This is a genomic window from Nocardioides mangrovi (assembly GCF_020073815.1).
GTDB classification, from domain to species: Bacteria; Actinomycetota; Actinomycetes; order Propionibacteriales; family Nocardioidaceae; genus Nocardioides; species Nocardioides mangrovi.
In genome coordinates this window covers 1-17210 of sequence record NZ_JAIQZJ010000004.1, presented here as the reverse complement: position 1 = coordinate 17210, position 17210 = coordinate 1, and the positions used below count along the sequence as shown (strand labels likewise).

Genomic DNA, 17210 nt, shown 5'->3' with positions numbered 1-17210 from the left:
AGCGGTCAGCGACCGCCATCGTTGGTGGCCAGCCGTGGCCGTGCCGACGTCCCTCGCACAGCCACCCATCGTCATGAGGGACGGATTCGAGACGCACGATGCCGAAGATCACCGTGGCCAGCGAGAACGGCTCACCGGTCGAGCTCCACTACGACGTCCAGGGCGCTGGAGCGCCTGTCGTCCTGATTCACGGATGGCCGCTGAGCGGTCGGTCCTGGGAGAAGCAGGTCGAGGTCCTCGTCGGGGCCGGCTACCAGGCCATCACCTACGACCGGCGCGGCTTCGGTGCCTCCACGCCTGCGTGGGACGGCCACGACTACGACACCATCGCCTCAGACCTGGACGCCCTCATCACTCTGCTGGACCTGACCGAGCTGACCCTGGTCGGCTTCTCGGCGGGCGGCGGGGCCGTTGCCCGCTACATCGGGACCTACGGGAGCACTCGCGTGGCCCGAGCGGTGCTGGCCAGTGCGGTGACGCCATTCCTCCACGTCACTGATGGCAACCCGGAAGGCGGCCTTGACGACGGCACGATCGCGCACTTCGAGGCAGGCATTCGTGCCGACCGCGCCGCCTTTGTGGACCACTTCCTGACGCTGCTCTATTCCGCCGGTGGACAGCCCAGCGTCAGCGAGCCGCAGCGCCTCCACGGTCGAGATCTCGCCAACCTGGCCTCACTCCGCGCGACTCTGGTGGGGCCCTCGCAGTTCGGCCGCACCGACTTCCGCGACGACCTCGCACGGTTCGACGTTCCGACGCTGGTCATCCATGGGGACTCCGACGCCGTGGTCCCCTTCCAGGTCAGCGGCCGACGCTCCGTCGCGGCCATCGCCGATAGCCGGCTCGTCCTCATCGAGGGCGGCCCCCACGGCATCAACGTCTCGCACGCTGACGAGTTCAACAGGGCGCTGCTCGACTTCCTCGCCCACTGATCAGCGGACTTCTCACCTGTCCCACCACGTGTCCCGAACCCCATCGGCGCGACAGCGCCACGAAGGAGAACAACCATGACGATCCGCCCCCTGAGCCTGGGCACGATGCTGGCCACCGGCGTCGCGCTGACGGCCGTCGCCACCCTGGGAATCGCCGCACCGACGAATGCCTCAACGGCTGACCACCACTCGACCACCTCCACTCGAGCGACCTCCCCCAAGCCCACAGTGGTCCTCGTGCACGGAGCCTGGGCCGACAGCTCCAGCTTCGGCCCGGTCACCAAGCAGCTTCAGCACGACGGCTACACCGTGATGAGCGCGCCGAACCCGCTGCGTGGGCTCAGCCAGGATGCCGACTCTGTCGCGGCCTTCGTCAACCAGGCCACCACTGGTCCGGTCGTCCTGGTCGGGCACTCCTACGGCGGCAGCGTGATCACCAACGCCGCGAACGACATCCCGCGCGTCCAGGCGTTGGTCTACGTCGATGCCTACGCGCCGGACGAGGACGAAAGCGTCGTCCAGCTCACCGGAGCGAAGCCTGGATCAGCGCTGGCCGTGCCCGACCCGAGCACCGTCTTCAACTTCGTGCAGTACCCGGGTGCCGAGGAGGGCGACGTGGACACCTACATCAAGCCCGCGCTCTTCAAGCGCGCCTTCGCCGCCAAGCTGAGCGCTGCGCAGGCCAAGGTGCTGGGTGCCAGCCAGGAACCAGTCACCCTGAGCGCCCTCACGGCTGGCTCTGAGGCGCCCGCATGGGCGAGCATCAAGAGCTTCTTCTTCGTCGGCACCAAGGACAAGATCCTTCCGCCGGCCGAGCAGGTCGCCATGGCGAAGCGCGCCCACGGCGTCATCGTGAAGCGCGACGCCGATCACCTCGCGATGCTCGAGACCCCGAAGCCGATCGTGGACCTCATCGAGAGAGCCGCCCGCACCTCGTAGCCGGTCAGCACCTCGCCACCCCGTGCCCCCGCCCCCGGCCCTCGCCGGGGCGGGGCGCCCGGCGATCCCCAACCGTCAGGAGCAGACGCGCACAGTGACCCGCGGCCGCAGGACGCGCGTCAACTGACCCGCATCACGTCAACACCCACCGTCGTCGAAGCCACCGCTGCGGCGAACACCGCCGCGAGGACCCTCGTCCTTCTCGCGTCTCACCCGGCCGACCCTCGTGCTCGAGGGAAGCGAGGAGACCTGGATCCGACGAGCTCCTAGGTGAGGACCTGCCAGCCAATCTCGCCCGGTCCGGGGGAAGCCACCGTCGAGGGACCGTGCTCGGATCGAAGTCATGGCGTCGACCTCTCGGATCATCGCCGGGGCACTCCTCGCGTTCCTCACGCTGATCGCCAGCCTGGCGGTGCTGCCCGAGCCCGCCAGCGCTGCGCGCGGTCAGCGCGACCAGAAGGTGACGATCTGCCACCGCACGAACTCGCGCACCAATCCCTACGACCAGATCGCGATCGCGACCTCGGCCGCCGTCGCCGGCCATTCGGCGCACACCGGCCCGATCTTCGGACCCGACGTCGACCACTGGGGCGACATCATCCCGCCGATCAGGCCGGGGCTCCCCCGGGGCCGGAACTGGACGGCCGAGGGCCAGGGCCTGCTCGCGAACGGCTGCGAGAGCGAGCCCGACGTCGGACCGCTGCCGAGCGCCGCGATCGGCGACGCGGGGTGCACGGGTACGACGCCCGCCGTCACGGTGACCGTCCACAACGATGCCGACGCGACCCAGCCCGCGACCTTCACGATCCGGGTCGACGGGGTCGACGTGCAGACCCTCGGCCCGCTGGCCCCGGGCGAGAGCGACTCCGTGACGCTGACCGCTGCCGGCGAGGACGCGACCGCCACCATCGAGGTCCTCTCCGGCGGCGAGGTCATCGCGGCGCGCGTCGTCACCGTCGACTGCGAGCCCGGGCCACCGGCCGTCGACATCGAGGCGAGCTCCGGGTGTGACGGCGCGAGCGCCGTCGGCGACCTCCAGGTGACCAACAACGGAGCAGCTCCGGTCACCGTCACCCTGCTCGTCGACGGCAGCCAGGTCGGGCAGGACGTCGTCGTCGCACCGGGCGCGACCGAGACCCGGAGCATCACGCTCCCCGACGTCGAGGACCGGACGATCACGGTGAGCCTCGAGCTCGATGGCGCGGAGGTCGCGTCGTACACGGTCACGCCCGACTGCGTCGCCCCCGTGCCGGAGCCGTCGGCACGGGTGGCCGGCACGGTCTGCCCGCCGCCGCTGGCGACCGTGGTGCTCGCCAACACCGGCGACCCCGACTCGGCGGTCGTCTACACGATCCGGGTCGACGACAAGCCCGTCCAGCGGTCCGCCCCGCTCTACGGCGGCGACACCACGACGATCGTCGTGGACCTGTCGGCCTACGAGGACCAGACCGTGCACGTCGTCGCCGGCTACAACACCACGGTCGTCGTCGACCAGACCGTCACGGTCGACTGCCAGCCCGACTCCGGCGGCGGCGGGGACGGCGGAGACGGCGGGGGCGGCGGCTCCCAGGGCGGGCAGTCCACGGGCACCGGAGCGCTGCCGGTCGTCGGGTCCCCCGTGCCGGCCGGCGTCGTGGCGCTCGGCGTCCTCCTCCTCGTGGCGGGCGGGGCGCTCACGCTGCTCGGCCTGCGGAGCGGGCGAGCCTCGCGACCATGACCCGGCGGCGCACCCTCATCACGTCCGGGGTCGGCCTCGTCGCCGCCGGCGTCGCCCTGCTCGGGTACGTCGCCTGGCAGTACGTCGGCACGACGGTCGTGGCCGACCGGGCGCAGGCCCGGACCGTCGAGCGGCTCGAGCAGCAGTGGGGGCCGAGCACCTCCCCGGTCGAGGCCCTCGGGCCGGACGATCCCGTCCCGGGCGACGCGATCGCGGTGGTCCGGGTGCCCCGCTTCGGCGCGGACTACGCCGTACCCGTGGTCGAGGGCGTCGACCCGGACGCGCTCGCCTCGGGCCTCGGCCACTTCGACGGCTCCGCGGCCCCGGGGGCGGCCGGGAACTTCGCGCTGGCGGGCCACCGGGTGACCCAGGGCGAGCCGCTGCGCGACATCGACGAGCTGCGGCCCGGCGACGAGGTGATCGTCGAGACCGCACACGCGGTGCTGACCTACCGGGTCGACACCGACCCCGACGACCTCGAGGTCGACGACACCCAGGGCTGGGTGGTCGACCCCCGGCCGGACAACCCCGTCGCCGGCGGCGTCCAGCCGGCCGGCGCGGCGCGCCTGCTCACCCTCGTCACCTGCGCCGAGCTCTTCCACACCGACGAGCGGACGGTGGTCTTCGGCCACCTGGTCGCGACGGCGCCGAGGTGACGCCTAGCCGAGGTGGTGCTGCAGGAAGGTGAGCTGGTGCGCGAGCGCCGGTTCGAACCACTCCTTGCCCGGCCAGACATCGAAGTGGTCGCAGGGGTAGTGACGGACCTCAGCCCGGGCGGCGAACGCGGCCTGCGCGGCGGCGTACGGCGGGGCGCTGCGGTCGAAGTCGGCGATCTGCACGAGCATCGGCGCGGCGACGTCGGCGGCAAGCCTGCCCGGGCGGTGGTTGCCGAGCTCCAACCCGACGGCCGCGTCGATCTCGTTGCGCCAGGTGGGACCGGCAAGGGCGAGGTAGTCCTCCAGGCAGCCCTCGAGGGTGAGGGCGCCGAGCTCGCCGGGCCGGGCGACGACCGGCATCATCCGGGTGCGGCCGACCTTGGACCGCACGCCGACCACGGTCGAGCGGAGCATCGAGGACGGCTTGTGGTGGGCGAGCGCGTGGCGCCCGGCGGCCATGCCGTCGACGAGCGGGGTCAGCGAGACGACCGCGGCGACGTCGTCGCGGCCGACCGCGGCGGCGATCACGTGGCCGCCGGAGAGCGAGACGCCCCAGAGCACCAGCCGGTGCGCGTCGACCCCGGGCAGCCGCGCGGCGGTGGCCATCGCGGCCCGGTAGTCCTCGAGCTGCCCGGCCATCGACACGGTCTGGCGCGGCTCGCCGCCGGAGGCGCCGAAGCCGCGGTAGTCGAAGGCCAGCACGTCGAGCCCGGCCGCCGCGAGCCCCTCGGCGAAGGGTTGGAGGCCGGAGTCCTTGGTGCCGGCGAGGCCGTGCGCCATCACGACGACCGGCCGACCGGTCTCGCCGTCGTACGCCGCTCCCTGACCGGTGAAGTGCCACGCGTGGCAGGTCGCGCCACCCGAGACGAACTCGATCTCGTCGTACTTCACCGCGGTCGTCATGAGGCGCTCCCGTAGATGGCGGTCACCCAGACGTGCACGACCGCGTCGAAGTGGTGGGACCAGTCGATCTCCGGCTGGGCCCGGACGACCCGATCGAGCGTCTGGTGGTTGAGGTCGAGCAGCGTGGTCGCGAGCGTGTGGGCATCGGGCCCGGCGGGCGCGCGTCCCGCGGCCCGCTCGGCCTCGATGATCTCGGCCGTGATGTCGATCGAGGAGCTGGTGAAGGCGTCCCACTGGTCGCGGACCGCCGGGCTCGCCGCGCGCGCGTCGAGCACCGCCCGCAGCAGGTGGCGCCGCTCCCCCCAGCCGTCGAAGATCGCTCGGACCGCCAGCGTGGTGCGCTCGCGCATCGAGCCACCGCCGCCGAGGAGATCCGCCGCGCCGAAGCCCTCGGCGATCATCTCCTCGTAGAGCGAGGCGACCGCGGCCGCCTTGTTCTCGAAGTAGAAGTAGAAGGCCGAGCGGGTGACGCCGGCGCTGCGCGAGATGTCGGCGATGTTGATCTCGTCGAGGGTGGTGCCGTTGCGCAGCTGCTCCTCCAGCGCGCCGAGCAGCGCCGTACGCCGCTCGTCGCCCTTGGTCGCGCCGCTGCTGACCCCGCTGACCGGGGGCGTCATCCGACCCGCTCCACCGTGGCCCGGCCCGCCAGCTGCGGCACGCCGGCGGCGCGGGCGCGCGTGCGCCCGGCGGGCAGCTCCTTGGTCCGCATCTGGTGCTCGTAGACGAAGTAGTCGAGCTGGTGGGTGTGCCGGGGCCGGTCGAGCATGTGGCCCATGTAGAGCTGGTCGTCGGCCTTGATCACCTCGCGCATCTCGGCCTCCGAGGGAGGGGCGTACTCGCCCACGGCGTACGCCGCCACGAGCCGGGCCTGGCACTCCACGAAGGGGAAGAGCGTCGGCGTCGACTGGGCGAACCCGACGAAGAGCAGGTCGTCGAGGCCGGGCTTGAGGATCCGCTTGTAGAGATCGATCCGGTTGTCCGGGGCACTGAGGAAGTCGGGGTCGAAGAACGGGAAGGTCAGGTTGTAGCCCGTGGCGTAGATGATGACGTCGAAGTCGGCGGACGTGCCGTCCTCGAAGTGCACGGTCTCGCCGTCGAGCCGCGCGACGTTGCCCTTCGGCGTGACGTCGCCGGACTTCAGCCGCAGCGGCAGCTCGCCGGACTGCGTGGGGTGCGCCTCGAAGAACTTGTGGTTGGGCGCCGGGAGGCCGTAGAGCGTCGGGTCGGAGTAGGTGAAGCGCTGCCCCCACTGCGCGACCTTGCGCTGCCAGGAGAGCGGGAGCTGCGGGATGGTCCGGTAGTTCATGTCGGCGGCCTTGCCGGCCACGAGCTTGGGGACGATCCAGGCGCTGCTGCGGGTCGAGAGCGTCACCTGGTTGCGCAGCGCCCGCTGCGAGAGCTCGACGGTGATGTCGGCCGCGCTGTTGCCGATCCCGACGACCAGGATCCGCTTGTCCATGAGGTGCAGCGGGGTCCACGGGTCGATGTAGGCGTGGGAGTGGATCGACTCGCCGGTGAACTCGCCGGGGAAGACCGCCATCCGCGGGTCCCAGTGGTGGCCGTTGCCGACGACCAGCAGGTCGAAGCGGCGCGTCGTACCGGCCTGGTCGAGGATCTCCCAGCCGCCGCCGGAGAGCCGCTCGGCGTGCACCACGCCGTTCTGGAACTCGATGTGCTCGCGCACGCCGAACGTGTCGGCGTAGGCGTCGAGGTAGTCCTTGATCAGCGTGTGGTGCGGGAAGTCGGGGTAGTCCTCCGGCATCGGGAAGTCCCGGAAGGACAGCTGGTGCTTGGAGGTGTCGATGTGCAGCGACTGGTAGGCGCTGCTGTGCCCGTTGGGGTTGCCGAACGCCCAGTTGCCACCGACCCGGTCGGAGGTCTCGAAGGTGGTGTACGGGACGCCGTAGTCGCCGAGCATCTTGCTGGCCGTCAGGCCGCTGATGCCGGCGCCGATGACGGCGGTGGTCGGTCGCGCCACGAATCCCTCCCGGGGACTTGACTGGAACGTGTTCTACGCCGGACCGTATGCCCTGAATTGACACGCGTCAACAAAACCCGAGGGAGGGCACATGGCTGAGGTGGCGGTCGTCGTCGGAGGTGCGTCGGGGATCGGCGCGGCCATCGCGGCACGCTTCGCGGACGAGGGGTGGGAGGTCGTCGTCGCGGACCTGCCGGAGACCGACGTGACCGACGAGTCGTCGGTGGCGGCGATGTTCGACGGGGTGCTCGCCGAGCACGGTCGGCTCGACGTCGTGGTCAACAGCGCAGGTGTCTCGGGGCTGGGCGCCATCGTCGACCTCGACGTGGCCGAGTGGCGCCGGGTCGTCGACGTCTGCCTGACCGGGGCGTTCCTGGTGATGAAGCACGCCGGGCGGCGGCTCGGCGCGGGCGGCACGATCATCTCGCTGACCTCGCTCAACGCGCGGCAGCCCGGCCCCGGCCTCGCGCCGTACTGCTCCTCGAAGGCGGGGCTCTCGATGCTCACCGAGGTCGCGGCGCTCGAGCTCGCACCGAAGGGGATCCGGGTCAACGCGATCGCGCCCGGTCTGGTCGTCACGCCGCTCACCGCGCCGGCCATGGACGTCCCGGGCATCGAGGACGACTACCTGCAGAACACCCCGCTCGGCCGCGCCGGCACGCCCGAGGAGATCGCGGAGGCGGCGGTCTACCTGGCTCGCGCCGCGTGGGTGACCGGCGAGGTGCTCGACATCAACGGCGGCGCCCACCTCAAGCGCTACCCCGACCTGCTGGGTCACGTGATGGCGGCGTTCGGCTAGTCCGCGGGGTCGAAGACCGCGCCGGGGTTGAGGATGCCCTGGGGGTCCAGGGCGTCCTTGATCCGGCGGTTGAGGGCCAGCGCGTCGGGGCCGAGCTGGTCGCCGAGCCACGGGCGCTTGAGCCGGCCGACGCCGTGCTCGCCGGTGATGGTGCCGCCGAGCGAGATTCCGAGCGCCATGATGTCGGCGTACGCCGCGCTCGCGCGGGCGGTCTGGTCGACGTCCGCGGCGTCGTAGACGACGAGCGGGTGGGTGTTGCCGTCGCCGGCGTGCGCGACGACGGCGATCAGCACGTCGCGGGCGGCGGCGATCTTCTCGATGCCGCGCACCAGCTCGCCCAGGCGCGGCAGCGGGACGCCGACGTCCTCGAGCAGCAGCGAGCCGAGCGGCTCGATCGCGGTGATCACCATGCGGCGGGCCGCGACGAACGCAGCCGCCTCCTCGGGGTCGTCGGTGGTCACCACCTCGCGGGCGCGGTGGGCCTCGCACACCGCGGCCATCTCGGCGATCTCCGCCGCTCCGCGGGGCGCGGGCTCGTCGCTCTGCATGAGCAGCAGGGCCTCGGCGTCGCGGTCGAGCCCCATGCGGAGGGCGTCCTCCGTGGCGTTGATCGAGGCGCGGTCCATCAGCTCGAGCATCGAGGGCCGCAGCCGCCGGCTGACCTCGACGACGGTGTCGATGGCGTCGTCGAGCGAGCCGAACGTCGCGACCAGCGTCGAGGGCGCGCGCTGTGCCGGCACGAGCCGCAACAGCACCCGGGTGACGATGCCGAGCGTCCCCTCGCTGCCGACGAAGAGCTTGGTCAGCGACAGCCCGGCCGCGTCCTTGAGACGCGGCCCGCCGAGCTCGACCGCCGTCCCGTCGGCGAGCACGACGGTGAGACCGAGGACGTAGTCGGTGGTGACGCCGTACTTGACGCAGCACAGGCCGCCGGCGTTGGTGGCGACGTTGCCGCCGATCGAGCAGATCTCGTACGACGAGGGGTCGGGCGGGTACCAGAGCCCCTGCTCGGCGGCGGCCCGCTTGACCGCGATGTTGAGGGCGCCCGGCTCGGCGGTGGCGGTCCGCGTGGCGGTGTCGATCTCGATCGCGGTCATCCGCTCGGTGGAGACGACGAGGCAGCCGGCCTGCGCGGTGGCGCCGCCCGAGAGTCCGGTGCCGGCGCCGCGCGGGATCACCCCGACGCCGGACGCCGCCGCCCAGCGCACCGCGGCCTGCACGTCCTCGGTGCAGGTCGCTCGCACCACCGCGAGCGGCATCCCGGCGGCCGGGTCGTGGGCGCGGTCCCAGCGGTACTTGTCCATCCGGTCCGCGTCCGCGACCAGCGCGCCCTCGGGCAGGGCGGCCGCGAGGGCGCCGAGGTCGGGCGGGGCAGCGCCGGGTGTGGCGGTGGTCACGAGGACCTACGCAACCACACCAGCTCGAATCGGGGAACCGGGCTCTCCCGGCTCGCCTTGCAGGTGAGCAGCGCCGGGCCGGCGGGGTCGTGGATGGCGTGCACCCGGACGGCGTACGTCGCGCCGGCGACGTCGAACGTGGCGGTGGTGGTGTCGCCGTTGCTCGAACGATCGACCAACGCGACATCGGCCATCCGGGTCACCCCGAGCTCGCGGCGCAGGTGGTGCTCGGCGGCCTGCACCGGCATCGGGTGGGAGGACCGGCCGCGCAGGTGGTCGAGGTCGAGCTCGCCGGCGAGGTGCGAGCCGGCGACGGAGATCGCGGACTGCGGGTCGAGCCGGCCGTAGTAGAGGCCGTGCGGCAGCACCACCATGTTGGCCGCGAAGCGGTCGCCGCCGACGTGCGAGATCTCCCAGGTCTCGTCGGGGTGCGCCTGGCTGAGCGCCTTCGCGACCGGCCGGCCGCGCTCGGCGCAGCACGCATCGTGGCGGCCGTTGGTGCACACGCAGAAGAGCGAGCCGTCGTACGGCGCGAGCCCGCTGCTCCCCCCGGCGCGGAGTGCGCCGAGGTCGAGGTCGAGCACGTCCCGCGCATCGGCGACGGTGCCGGACTCGAGGCGCGGCCGGGTCGGGTGCGCGTGGGCGGCGAAGACGCGGAGGCCGTGGCCGTCGGGCTTGGCGTCGAAGCGTCGGACCAGCAGGATCTTGGCGCGGTGCTCGCGCGCACGCCGGCGCAGCTCGGCGCCGAGGCCCTCGGGCAGCCGGGCGTCGAGGAGGGCGGTGCTCCCCCACGGTCCGGTGTGCTCGAGGAGCAGCCAGGTACGGACGTGGGTGGCGCTGCCGACCACGGGCTCGTCGCGCAACAGGCTCTCGGCCGCGCAACGGAAGGCCGTCGACGGAGGGGTCACGAGACGATCGCCAGCAATCCTTCGCGCACCAGACGACGACAGAGCACGAGGTTGCTCTGCGGGTCGAGGGGCAGGTCGGCGGGGGTGAGGTCGGCGCGCACCCGGACCTCGTCCAGCGCCGGGCGGGTCCACGCCGGAACGGTCATCGAGCGGTCGCCGAGCAGCACCTCGACCTGCTCGCCGCGGTCGAGCAGCACGCACGGGTGGCCGGGGCGGCGGCGCAGCCGGGTGTCGGCCTCGACCGTGCCGAGGACGTCGTGCAGCCCACCGGCCAGGCGGGGCGGGCGGGAAGTGAGGAAGCGGCGTACCTCCCGCTCGACGGCGGCGGTCGGGTCGGTGCGGCGGACGGCGCCCGCGAGCGCCTCGAGCCGGTCGGCCAGCTGGTCGGCGAGCAGCGCGGGGTCGTCGAGGTAGCCGGCCGGGAGGTGCTCGTCGGTGACGGCCCGGAGCGCCGGCGCGACGGTGCGCTCGACGAGGCCGCGCCAGGTGAGCTGGTTGATGCCGATGGTGACGTGCAGCGACACCGTCTCCTGCGCGCGGGCGGCGTGCGGAGTGCCGGTGGGGAGGTACATCGACAGGCCGGGCTCGAGCAGGACCTCCTCGGGACCGTCGTCGCCGTGGACCTCCCAGAGCTTGGAGCCCGCGGTCTGGAAGACGAAGACGTCGTGGGAGTCGGAGTGGACCGCGAAGCCCTGCGCGCCGGGCGGCGTGAGGTAGGCGTTGGCCTGGCAGGGGTGGCCCAGCTCCAGCTCGAGCTCCGAGATGAGCTCGGTGAGGGGCGCCCAGTAGCGGCGCAGGCCCTGGAAGACGATGGTCGCGCCGTCCGCGAAGAGATCGAGCGCCTTGCGGGCGTCGACCAGCCCGGTGAGGGACTGGCCGGCGATGGTGGCGGAGCGGGTGTACGCCGACTGCGGCAGCACCGACCCGTCCTTCGCGATCCGGATCGCGGGCGTGCGGATCGCCGTCGAGGTCAGCAGCTCGTCGGCGGCCTCGAGCGAGAGCAGGTCGACGAGGTCGGCCGGCTCGGTGCGGTGCAGGTGGACCTGTGACGCCCAGACCTTGGTCAGGAAGGTCTGGGCGTCACCGCTCAGCAGGTCGAGTGCAGACACTCAGGCGTCGGTGCCGTCGCCGTCGGTGCCGTCACCGTCGGTGCCGTCACCGTCCGAGGAGTCCCCGTCGGTGCCGTCGCCGTCGGTGCCGTCACCGTCCGAGGAGTCGCCGTCGGTCCCGTCACCATCGGTGCCGTCGCCGTCCGACGCGTCGCCGTCGTGGCCGTCCGTGCCGTCACCGTCGGTGCCGTCGGCGTCGCCGCCGAGGCCGCCCGCGTCCCCGGTCGGGGTGGTGGTCATGTCGTCGTCGCTGAGGGGCTCTTCGGGCACCATCGGGTCCTCCTGAGGTCGCGTGGGGATGTCACGTACGTGATGTGCCGATCATGTACCCATGGCGCCCCGGCGTACACAGTGCGGGTCAGCCGATCAGCCCCCGGCGGCGGGCGATCGCGGCGGCCTCGGTGCGACCGGCGGCGTCGAGCTTGCCGAGGATGTTGGAGACGTGCACCGACACGGTCTTGGCGCTGATGAAGAGCTGCTTGCCGATCTCGCCGTTGGACCGTCCCTCGGCCACCAGCGTGAGGATCTCGGTCTCGCGCGGGGTGAGTGAGTCGGGGGCCGACTCCGACCGGACCGGGGTCGACCCGACCGCCTTGAGCTCGTCGAGCAGCGGCAGCGCGCCGAGCTCGTGGGCGGTCGCGCGGGCGAGGTCGCCCTGCTCACGGACGCCGGCGGTGTCGCCGACCGCGCGCAGGATGCCGGCGTACGTCGTCCGCACCCGGGCCAGTTCGCCGACGTGGCCGAAGTCCTCGAAGTAGGTCACCGTCTCGGCCCAGGTGCCGACCAGGACGTCCTGCGGCGGCGCGTCGACGCCGACCAGCCAGCGCACGCGCAGGGTCTCGGCGTCGAGGCGCTTCTTCCACGCGCGGCCCTCGGGACCCCAGTGGCCGGACGGGTCGGAGTAGCGCTGCACGACGATGTTGCCGTCGTCGCTGATCCGCTCGACGTGGGCGAGGTACGCCGCGCGCTCGGCGGCCGACATGGTCGGGAGCGCGTGGGCGACCGCGCCGACGGCGACGGCGCCGAAGCGGATCCGGGCGCTGAACCACTCGTGCCAGGTGCGACCCAGCACGCCGACGACGTCGTCGTAGACGGCGATCGCTCCGGCGGCGTCGCCCTCACGGCCGGCCTGCACCATCTCCAGCGCCGCCGAGTGGATGGCGACGGCGCCCTCGCGCGCCCAGAAGCGGCGCAGCTTGCGCGCGGCCATCCGGACGTCGGCGCCGCGGCCCTGCTCGACGCTCATCCGCAGCGCGTCGAGCAGCGCCCGCGGGATCGGCGGGGGCTGCTCCGAGCCGAGGTCGGTGAGCTCGAGGACCTCGTCCCAGCGACCCTGCACCCACAGGATCCAGGTGAGCTGGACCCGCGACTCGAGGCCGTACGGCGCCCAGGTCAGGCCGGTCCGCGCGGCGCGGTCCATCGCGCTGCGGAACCACCGCTCGGAGTCGTCGAACTCCGCCCAGTCCTCGAAGGAGCGGCCGAGCAGGAAGCGCGCCCGCAGCTCGGCGTGCACGGCGTCGGCCTGCTCGGCGCGGGCGACCGCGTCGACGAGCGCGGCGCGCAGGCCCTCCTTGGGGCCGGCCTTCTTGAGGGAGGAGAGCGTGGTGATCGACTCGGACGCGAGCTGGTGGAGGTCGAGCCGCTCGGAGAGCGCCAGCGCCTCCATGCCGACGACCTGTGCCTCGTCGTACCTGCCCATCCCGACGAGCACCCGGGCGTGGGTCGTGAGGGCGCGGGCGCGCCAGTGGTTCTCGCCCTCGGGGGCGAGCGCGAGCGCCTCGGCGGAGAGCTCGGCGACGTCCTCGTCGGTGTCGACGACGATCATGATCCCGGCGCGGGCGGTGAGCATCCGCGAGCGCCACTCGGGGGGCGCGTCGGCGGGCAGCCGGTCGAGCTGCTCCTGCAGCAGCGCCACCGCGCGCTGCGGGTCGCCGCTCTCGCTGAGCGCCTCGGCCGCGCTCGAGGCGAGCTTGGAGACGTCGACCTCGGAGCGCTCGCAGCGGCGCGGGTCGCTGAGCAGCTCGAGCGCCTGCTGGTAGTGGAAGGCCGCCTCGTCGGGGCCGCCGACGTCCCACGCCTCGCGGCCGGCCTGGATGCTCGCGGTCAGCGCGGTGTCGAGGTCGGTCGCGAGCCGGGCGTGGCGGGCGAGCTCGGCGGCCGTGCCCCGGGCGGCCCCGCTGCGGAGCGCCTCGACGTACTGCGCGTGGAGCCGGACCCGCTCGCCGGGCAGCAGGTCGTCGTAGACGGCCTCACCGAGGAGGGCGTGGCGGAAGGAGTAGCGCTCCTCCTGGGCGAGCAGGACGTTCATCTCGACGGCCTTGCGCAGTCCCTCGTCGAGCTCGGCACCGTCGAGGCCGGAGGTCGCGGCCAGCATCTCGTGGGAGACCCGGCGCCCGGAGACGCTGGCGGTGCGGACCACCTGCCGCGCCGCGTCGTCGAGCCGGTCGAGCCGCACGAGGAGCACGTCGGCGAGGTCGGCCGGCACCCACCGGCCGGGCTCGGCGGCCGCACTGGTCAGCTCCTCGACGAAGAACGCGTTGCCCTCGGCACGCTCGACGATGTCGCTCAGCTCAGACTCGGCGAGCCCGCCGGGGACCAGCTCGGCGATGAGCGCGCGGACCGCCTCGTCGGGCAGCCGGGAGAGCGCCAGCCGCTGGACGCCGCGCAGGCGCGACCACTCGGCGACCTGGCGGCGGAGGGGGTGACGGCGGTGCAGGTCGTCGGAGCGGTACGACGCGACCACGGCCACCGGGGCGTCGAACGGCCGGGAGAAGAGGAAGCTGAGCATGTCGCGGGTCGACTGGTCGGCCCAGTGGGTGTCCTCGATGACGAGCAGGAGCGGAGCGGACTCGGCGGCCGCCTCGAGGAGGGTGTGCACGGCCTCGAAGAGGTCGGCGCGGTCGAGGGCGCCGGTCTCCTCGGAGCGGGCGCCCATCATCCGGCGGCCCGGCTGGAGCCGGGTCAGGGCGGGGAACTGCGTGGCGACCCGGTCCACCACCTCGGGCAGGGCCGTCGCGAGGCGCCCGAGCACCTCGGAGAAGGGCAGGTAGGGCAGCGCGCTGTCACCGAAGTCGAGGCAGTGGCCCGCGAAGACCTGCCAGCCGTGGACGACGGCCCGGTCCCGGAGCTCGACCAGGAGCCGGGTCTTGCCCACGCCCGCGTCGCCGGAGAGGAGCACCAGCCCGGGCGGATCGGCCGACCCGTCGGGGTCCGGCCACGCAGAGACGCCGAGCAGGGAGCACAGCTCCGTCAGCTCGGCGTCTCGGCCGACCAGGGTCCCGTTGGTGTGTGCTGCCACGGGGTCCATGATCGCGTGTTCGGTTGTCGGGTGCTCCGCAATATCCGTCAGGAGATCCGGAGCCAGCGTGCCCATCGCGGGCGTCAGCGGTCGCCGAGGACGGACTCGCCCGTGACGGGGCGCCGGGTCAGCGCGCGGCGGGCGCGACGGTCGTGCAGGTCGGTGCGGATCCGGTCGAGGCGGTAGTCCATCTCGGACCGGACCGTTGCGCGGTTGATCATGCTCTCGTACATGGTGGGCTCCTCAGCTCCTCGGTGGTGAGAAGAGATTCGCCGTCTGAGGTAGGCCCGCACATCGGGGAGGTGCCCTAAGTAGGGCTGCCCGGTGCCTTAGGTGAGGTGACCGCCGACCCAGGTCTGGGTCACCAGCGGGACCCCGGGCCGGTAGGCCAGGTGCACGTGCGAGGGGGCGTCGAGGACGACCAGGTCGGCCCGCCGGCCGGGCACCAGCGCGCCGACGTCGTCGCGGTCGAGGGCCCGGGCGCCGACGTACGTCGCCGCGCGGAGCGCCTCGGTCGGCGTCATCCCCATCTCGCGGACGGCGAGGGCGATGCAGAGCGGGACCGAGCTGGTGAAGCAGGAGCCCGGGTTGCAGTCGCTGGCGAGGGCGACCCGGACGCCGGCGTCGAGGAGGCGTCGGGCGTCCGGGTAGGGCTGCTTGGTCGAGAACTCGACGCCGGGGAGCAGGGTGGCGATGGTGCCGCTGTCGCGGAGCGCGTCGACGTCCGCGTCGCTGAGGAAGGTGCAGTGGTCGACGGCGGCCAGCCCGAGCTCGGCGGCGAGCCGCACACCCTCGCCGTACGTGAGCTGGTTGGCGTGCAGGCGGCCACGCAGGCCACGCTCCTCGCCGGCGCGCAGGATCGTGCGCGCCTGGTCGACGTCGAAGGCGCCGCGCTCGCAGAAGACGTCGATCCAGCGAGCGTGGTCCCGGGCGGCGTCGAGCATCGGGCCGGTGACGAGCTCGACGTACTCCTCGGGGGTGGTGCCGTCGGGGACGACGTGGGCGCCGAGGTACGTCGTCTCCTCGGTGAACTGCCGGGCGACCGCGAGGCTGCGCGCCTCGTCGCGGACGGTCAGCCCGTAGCCGCTCTTGATCTCCACGGTCGTGGTGCCCTGCCGGCGCATCTCGCCGACCAGGCGGGCGACGTGGCTGGTCAGCTGCTCGTCGGTCGCGGCACGGGTCGCGGCGACGGTGGTGCGGATGCCGCCCGCGGCGTACGGCGTCCCGGTCATCCGGGCCGCGAACTCCTGCGCGCGGTCGCCCGCGAAGACCAGGTGGGAGTGGGAGTCGACGAAGCCGGGGATCACCGCTCGGCCGCCGGCGTCGACCTGCTGGTCGGCGGCCGGGGCGTCGGCGGCGAGGCCGACCCAGGCGACCGTCGCGCCGTCGACGACGAGCGCGGCCTGCTCGATGAGGTCCGGCCCCTCGGGGTCCATCGTGGCGAGCTCGCCGATGTTGGTGATCAGCGTGGACGTCACAGGATCCTCCCGATGGCCTCGTCGAGCTCGTGCCCGATCCGCTCGTCGTCGCCGCTCGCGTAGACCCGCTCGCCGCCGACCACGACGTGGGTGACGTCGGCCGCGGTCGCGGCGTAGACGGCGGTGTGCTCGTCGGCCCCCGTGCCCGCGGTCCGGGGGCTCGCGGTGTCGAGGGTGACCAGGTCGGCGGGCTCGCCGACCGCGATCCGCGCACCGCGGGTGCCGATCGCGAGCAGCTCGGCGGCGCTCCAGTGACCGCGCTGCTGGGTCGCGAGGCGCTCGTCCATCTCCAGCCCCCGCAGCTCCTCGAACGGGTCGACCACCGCGTGGCTGTCGCTGCCGACCGTGAGCCGGCAGCCCGCGTCGGCGAGCGCCCTTGCCGGACCGATGCCGTCGGCGAGGTCGCGCTCGGTGGTCGGGGTGATGCAGACGTTGGTGCGGGTCTCGCCCAGCAGCGCGATGTCGTCGTCGGTGAGGTGCGTGGCGTGCACGACCGTGGTGCCGGGGCCGAGCAGCCCCTCCTCGTGGAGCAGGCGGGTCGGGGTGACGCCGTACGCCGCGAGACAGGCGTCGTTCTCCGCGACCTGCTCGGAGAGGTGGACGTGCAGCGGGCTGCGGCCGCGGAAGACGTGGAGCTGGTCCCGCGGCACCGCGCGGACGGAGTGGATCGCGGCAGGGCCGGCGCCGACCCGCTCGGCCCAGCGCTCGGCGGTGCCGTCGCTGTAGCGGAGCTGGACGCCCTGGGGTGGGGCACCGAAGCCGCTGCTGACGTAGCAGGTGTCGAGCAGCGTGAGCCGGATGCCGGCCTCGGCCGCTGCCGCGCGCAGGGCTTCGCCCATGGCGGGTTCCGGCTCATGGAGGTAGTGGAACTCCGTGACGCGGGTGTAGCCGGCGGCCAGCATCTCGCGGAAGGTCGCCCGGGCGAGGTCGGCGTAGCTCTCCGGCGTGAGCCGCTCGGCCACGGCGTACATCTGCTCGCGCCACGTCCAGAACGTCCCCCTCTCCCGCTGGGTCCGCCCCCGCAGCGCCCGGTGGAAGGCGTGGCTGTGGTCGTTGACCAGTCCGGGGATCGTGAGGCCGGCGAGGCGGGGGGGGG

The 17210-nt window shown here is 73.1% G+C and carries 16 protein-coding genes; 5 read left to right on the top strand and 11 right to left on the bottom strand.

The window, feature by feature from the left end; all coding sequences use genetic code 11:
* Positions 1–98 precede the first annotated feature (98 nt).
* The 4 genes from K8U61_RS08875 to K8U61_RS08860 all read left to right on the top strand — a co-directional run bounded on the left by K8U61_RS08875 (position 99) and on the right by K8U61_RS08860 (position 4244).
* A complete protein-coding gene (locus K8U61_RS08875; RefSeq protein WP_224122645.1) occupies positions 99–932 on the top strand; it encodes an alpha/beta fold hydrolase in 834 nt (277 codons plus the stop codon).
* Between the two features lie 75 nt (positions 933–1007).
* Positions 1008–1871 (top strand): alpha/beta fold hydrolase, encoded by an 864-nt coding sequence (locus K8U61_RS08870; protein WP_224122644.1) that lies wholly within the window; start codon positions 1008–1010, stop codon positions 1869–1871.
* A 343-nt stretch (positions 1872–2214) separates the two neighbouring features.
* Positions 2215–3588 carry a hypothetical protein gene (locus K8U61_RS08865; RefSeq protein ID WP_224122643.1) on the top strand — a complete coding sequence of 458 codons (1374 nt, stop codon included), beginning with the start codon at positions 2215–2217 and terminating at the stop codon, positions 3586–3588.
* Complete coding sequence (locus tag K8U61_RS08860; protein ID WP_224122642.1) at positions 3585–4244, top strand: class E sortase; 660 nt, start codon at positions 3585–3587, stop codon at positions 4242–4244. Before K8U61_RS08865 ends, K8U61_RS08860 begins: the two co-directional genes overlap by 4 nt.
* Positions 4245–4247: 3 nt before the next feature.
* Here the strand turns inward: K8U61_RS08860 and K8U61_RS08855 are convergent, their stop codons facing one another.
* The 3 genes from K8U61_RS08855 to K8U61_RS08845 are packed head-to-tail and all read right to left on the bottom strand — an operon-like array spanning position 4248 to position 7125.
* The gene (locus K8U61_RS08855; protein ID WP_224122641.1) at positions 4248–5147 is read right to left on the bottom strand and encodes an alpha/beta hydrolase; all 900 of its coding nucleotides are present in this window, start codon (positions 5145–5147) and stop codon (positions 4248–4250) included.
* Positions 5144–5764 carry a TetR/AcrR family transcriptional regulator gene (locus K8U61_RS08850; protein WP_224122640.1) on the bottom strand — a complete coding sequence of 207 codons (621 nt, stop codon included), beginning with the start codon at positions 5762–5764 and terminating at the stop codon, positions 5144–5146. The genes K8U61_RS08855 and K8U61_RS08850 overlap by 4 nt, the downstream gene beginning before the upstream one ends.
* Positions 5761–7125, bottom strand: a complete 1365-nt coding sequence (locus tag K8U61_RS08845; RefSeq protein ID WP_224122639.1) for a flavin-containing monooxygenase — start codon at positions 7123–7125, stop codon at positions 5761–5763. Before K8U61_RS08845 ends, K8U61_RS08850 begins: the two co-directional genes overlap by 4 nt.
* A gap of 91 nt (positions 7126–7216) precedes the next feature.
* Between K8U61_RS08845 and K8U61_RS08840 the strand changes: the two genes are divergently transcribed.
* Positions 7217–7924, top strand: a complete 708-nt coding sequence (locus K8U61_RS08840; RefSeq protein WP_224122638.1) for an SDR family NAD(P)-dependent oxidoreductase — start codon at positions 7217–7219, stop codon at positions 7922–7924.
* Here the strand turns inward: K8U61_RS08840 and K8U61_RS08835 are convergent.
* From K8U61_RS08835 to K8U61_RS08795, 8 genes are all read right to left on the bottom strand, one after another.
* On the bottom strand, positions 7921–9321 hold the full coding sequence (locus tag K8U61_RS08835) for an FAD-binding oxidoreductase (protein WP_224122637.1): 1401 nt from the start codon (positions 9319–9321) through the stop codon (positions 7921–7923). The two genes, K8U61_RS08840 and K8U61_RS08835, sit on opposite strands and share 4 nt — an antisense overlap.
* The gene (locus K8U61_RS08830; RefSeq protein ID WP_224122636.1) at positions 9318–10229 is read right to left on the bottom strand and encodes a ferredoxin family protein; all 912 of its coding nucleotides are present in this window, start codon (positions 10227–10229) and stop codon (positions 9318–9320) included. Before K8U61_RS08830 ends, K8U61_RS08835 begins: the two co-directional genes overlap by 4 nt.
* On the bottom strand, positions 10226–11338 hold the full coding sequence (locus K8U61_RS08825) for a JmjC domain-containing protein (RefSeq protein ID WP_224122635.1): 1113 nt from the start codon (positions 11336–11338) through the stop codon (positions 10226–10228). The genes K8U61_RS08830 and K8U61_RS08825 overlap by 4 nt, the downstream gene beginning before the upstream one ends.
* Positions 11339–11608 (bottom strand): hypothetical protein, encoded by a 270-nt coding sequence (locus K8U61_RS08820; RefSeq protein WP_224122634.1) that lies wholly within the window; start codon positions 11606–11608, stop codon positions 11339–11341.
* 88 nt (positions 11609–11696) lie between these two features.
* On the bottom strand, positions 11697–14636 hold the full coding sequence (locus K8U61_RS25250; RefSeq protein WP_308043126.1) for a helix-turn-helix transcriptional regulator: 2940 nt from the start codon (positions 14634–14636) through the stop codon (positions 11697–11699).
* Between the two features lie 83 nt (positions 14637–14719).
* Complete coding sequence (locus K8U61_RS08805; protein WP_224122633.1) at positions 14720–14869, bottom strand: hypothetical protein; 150 nt, start codon at positions 14867–14869, stop codon at positions 14720–14722.
* Positions 14870–14965: 96 nt separating this feature from the next.
* Positions 14966–16072 (bottom strand): imidazolonepropionase, encoded by a 1107-nt coding sequence (gene hutI / locus K8U61_RS08800; RefSeq protein ID WP_224122848.1) that lies wholly within the window; start codon positions 16070–16072, stop codon positions 14966–14968.
* Between the two features lie 38 nt (positions 16073–16110).
* On the bottom strand, positions 16111–17210 hold a 1100-nt coding region (locus K8U61_RS08795; RefSeq protein WP_224122632.1), incomplete at its 5' end, for a formimidoylglutamate deiminase.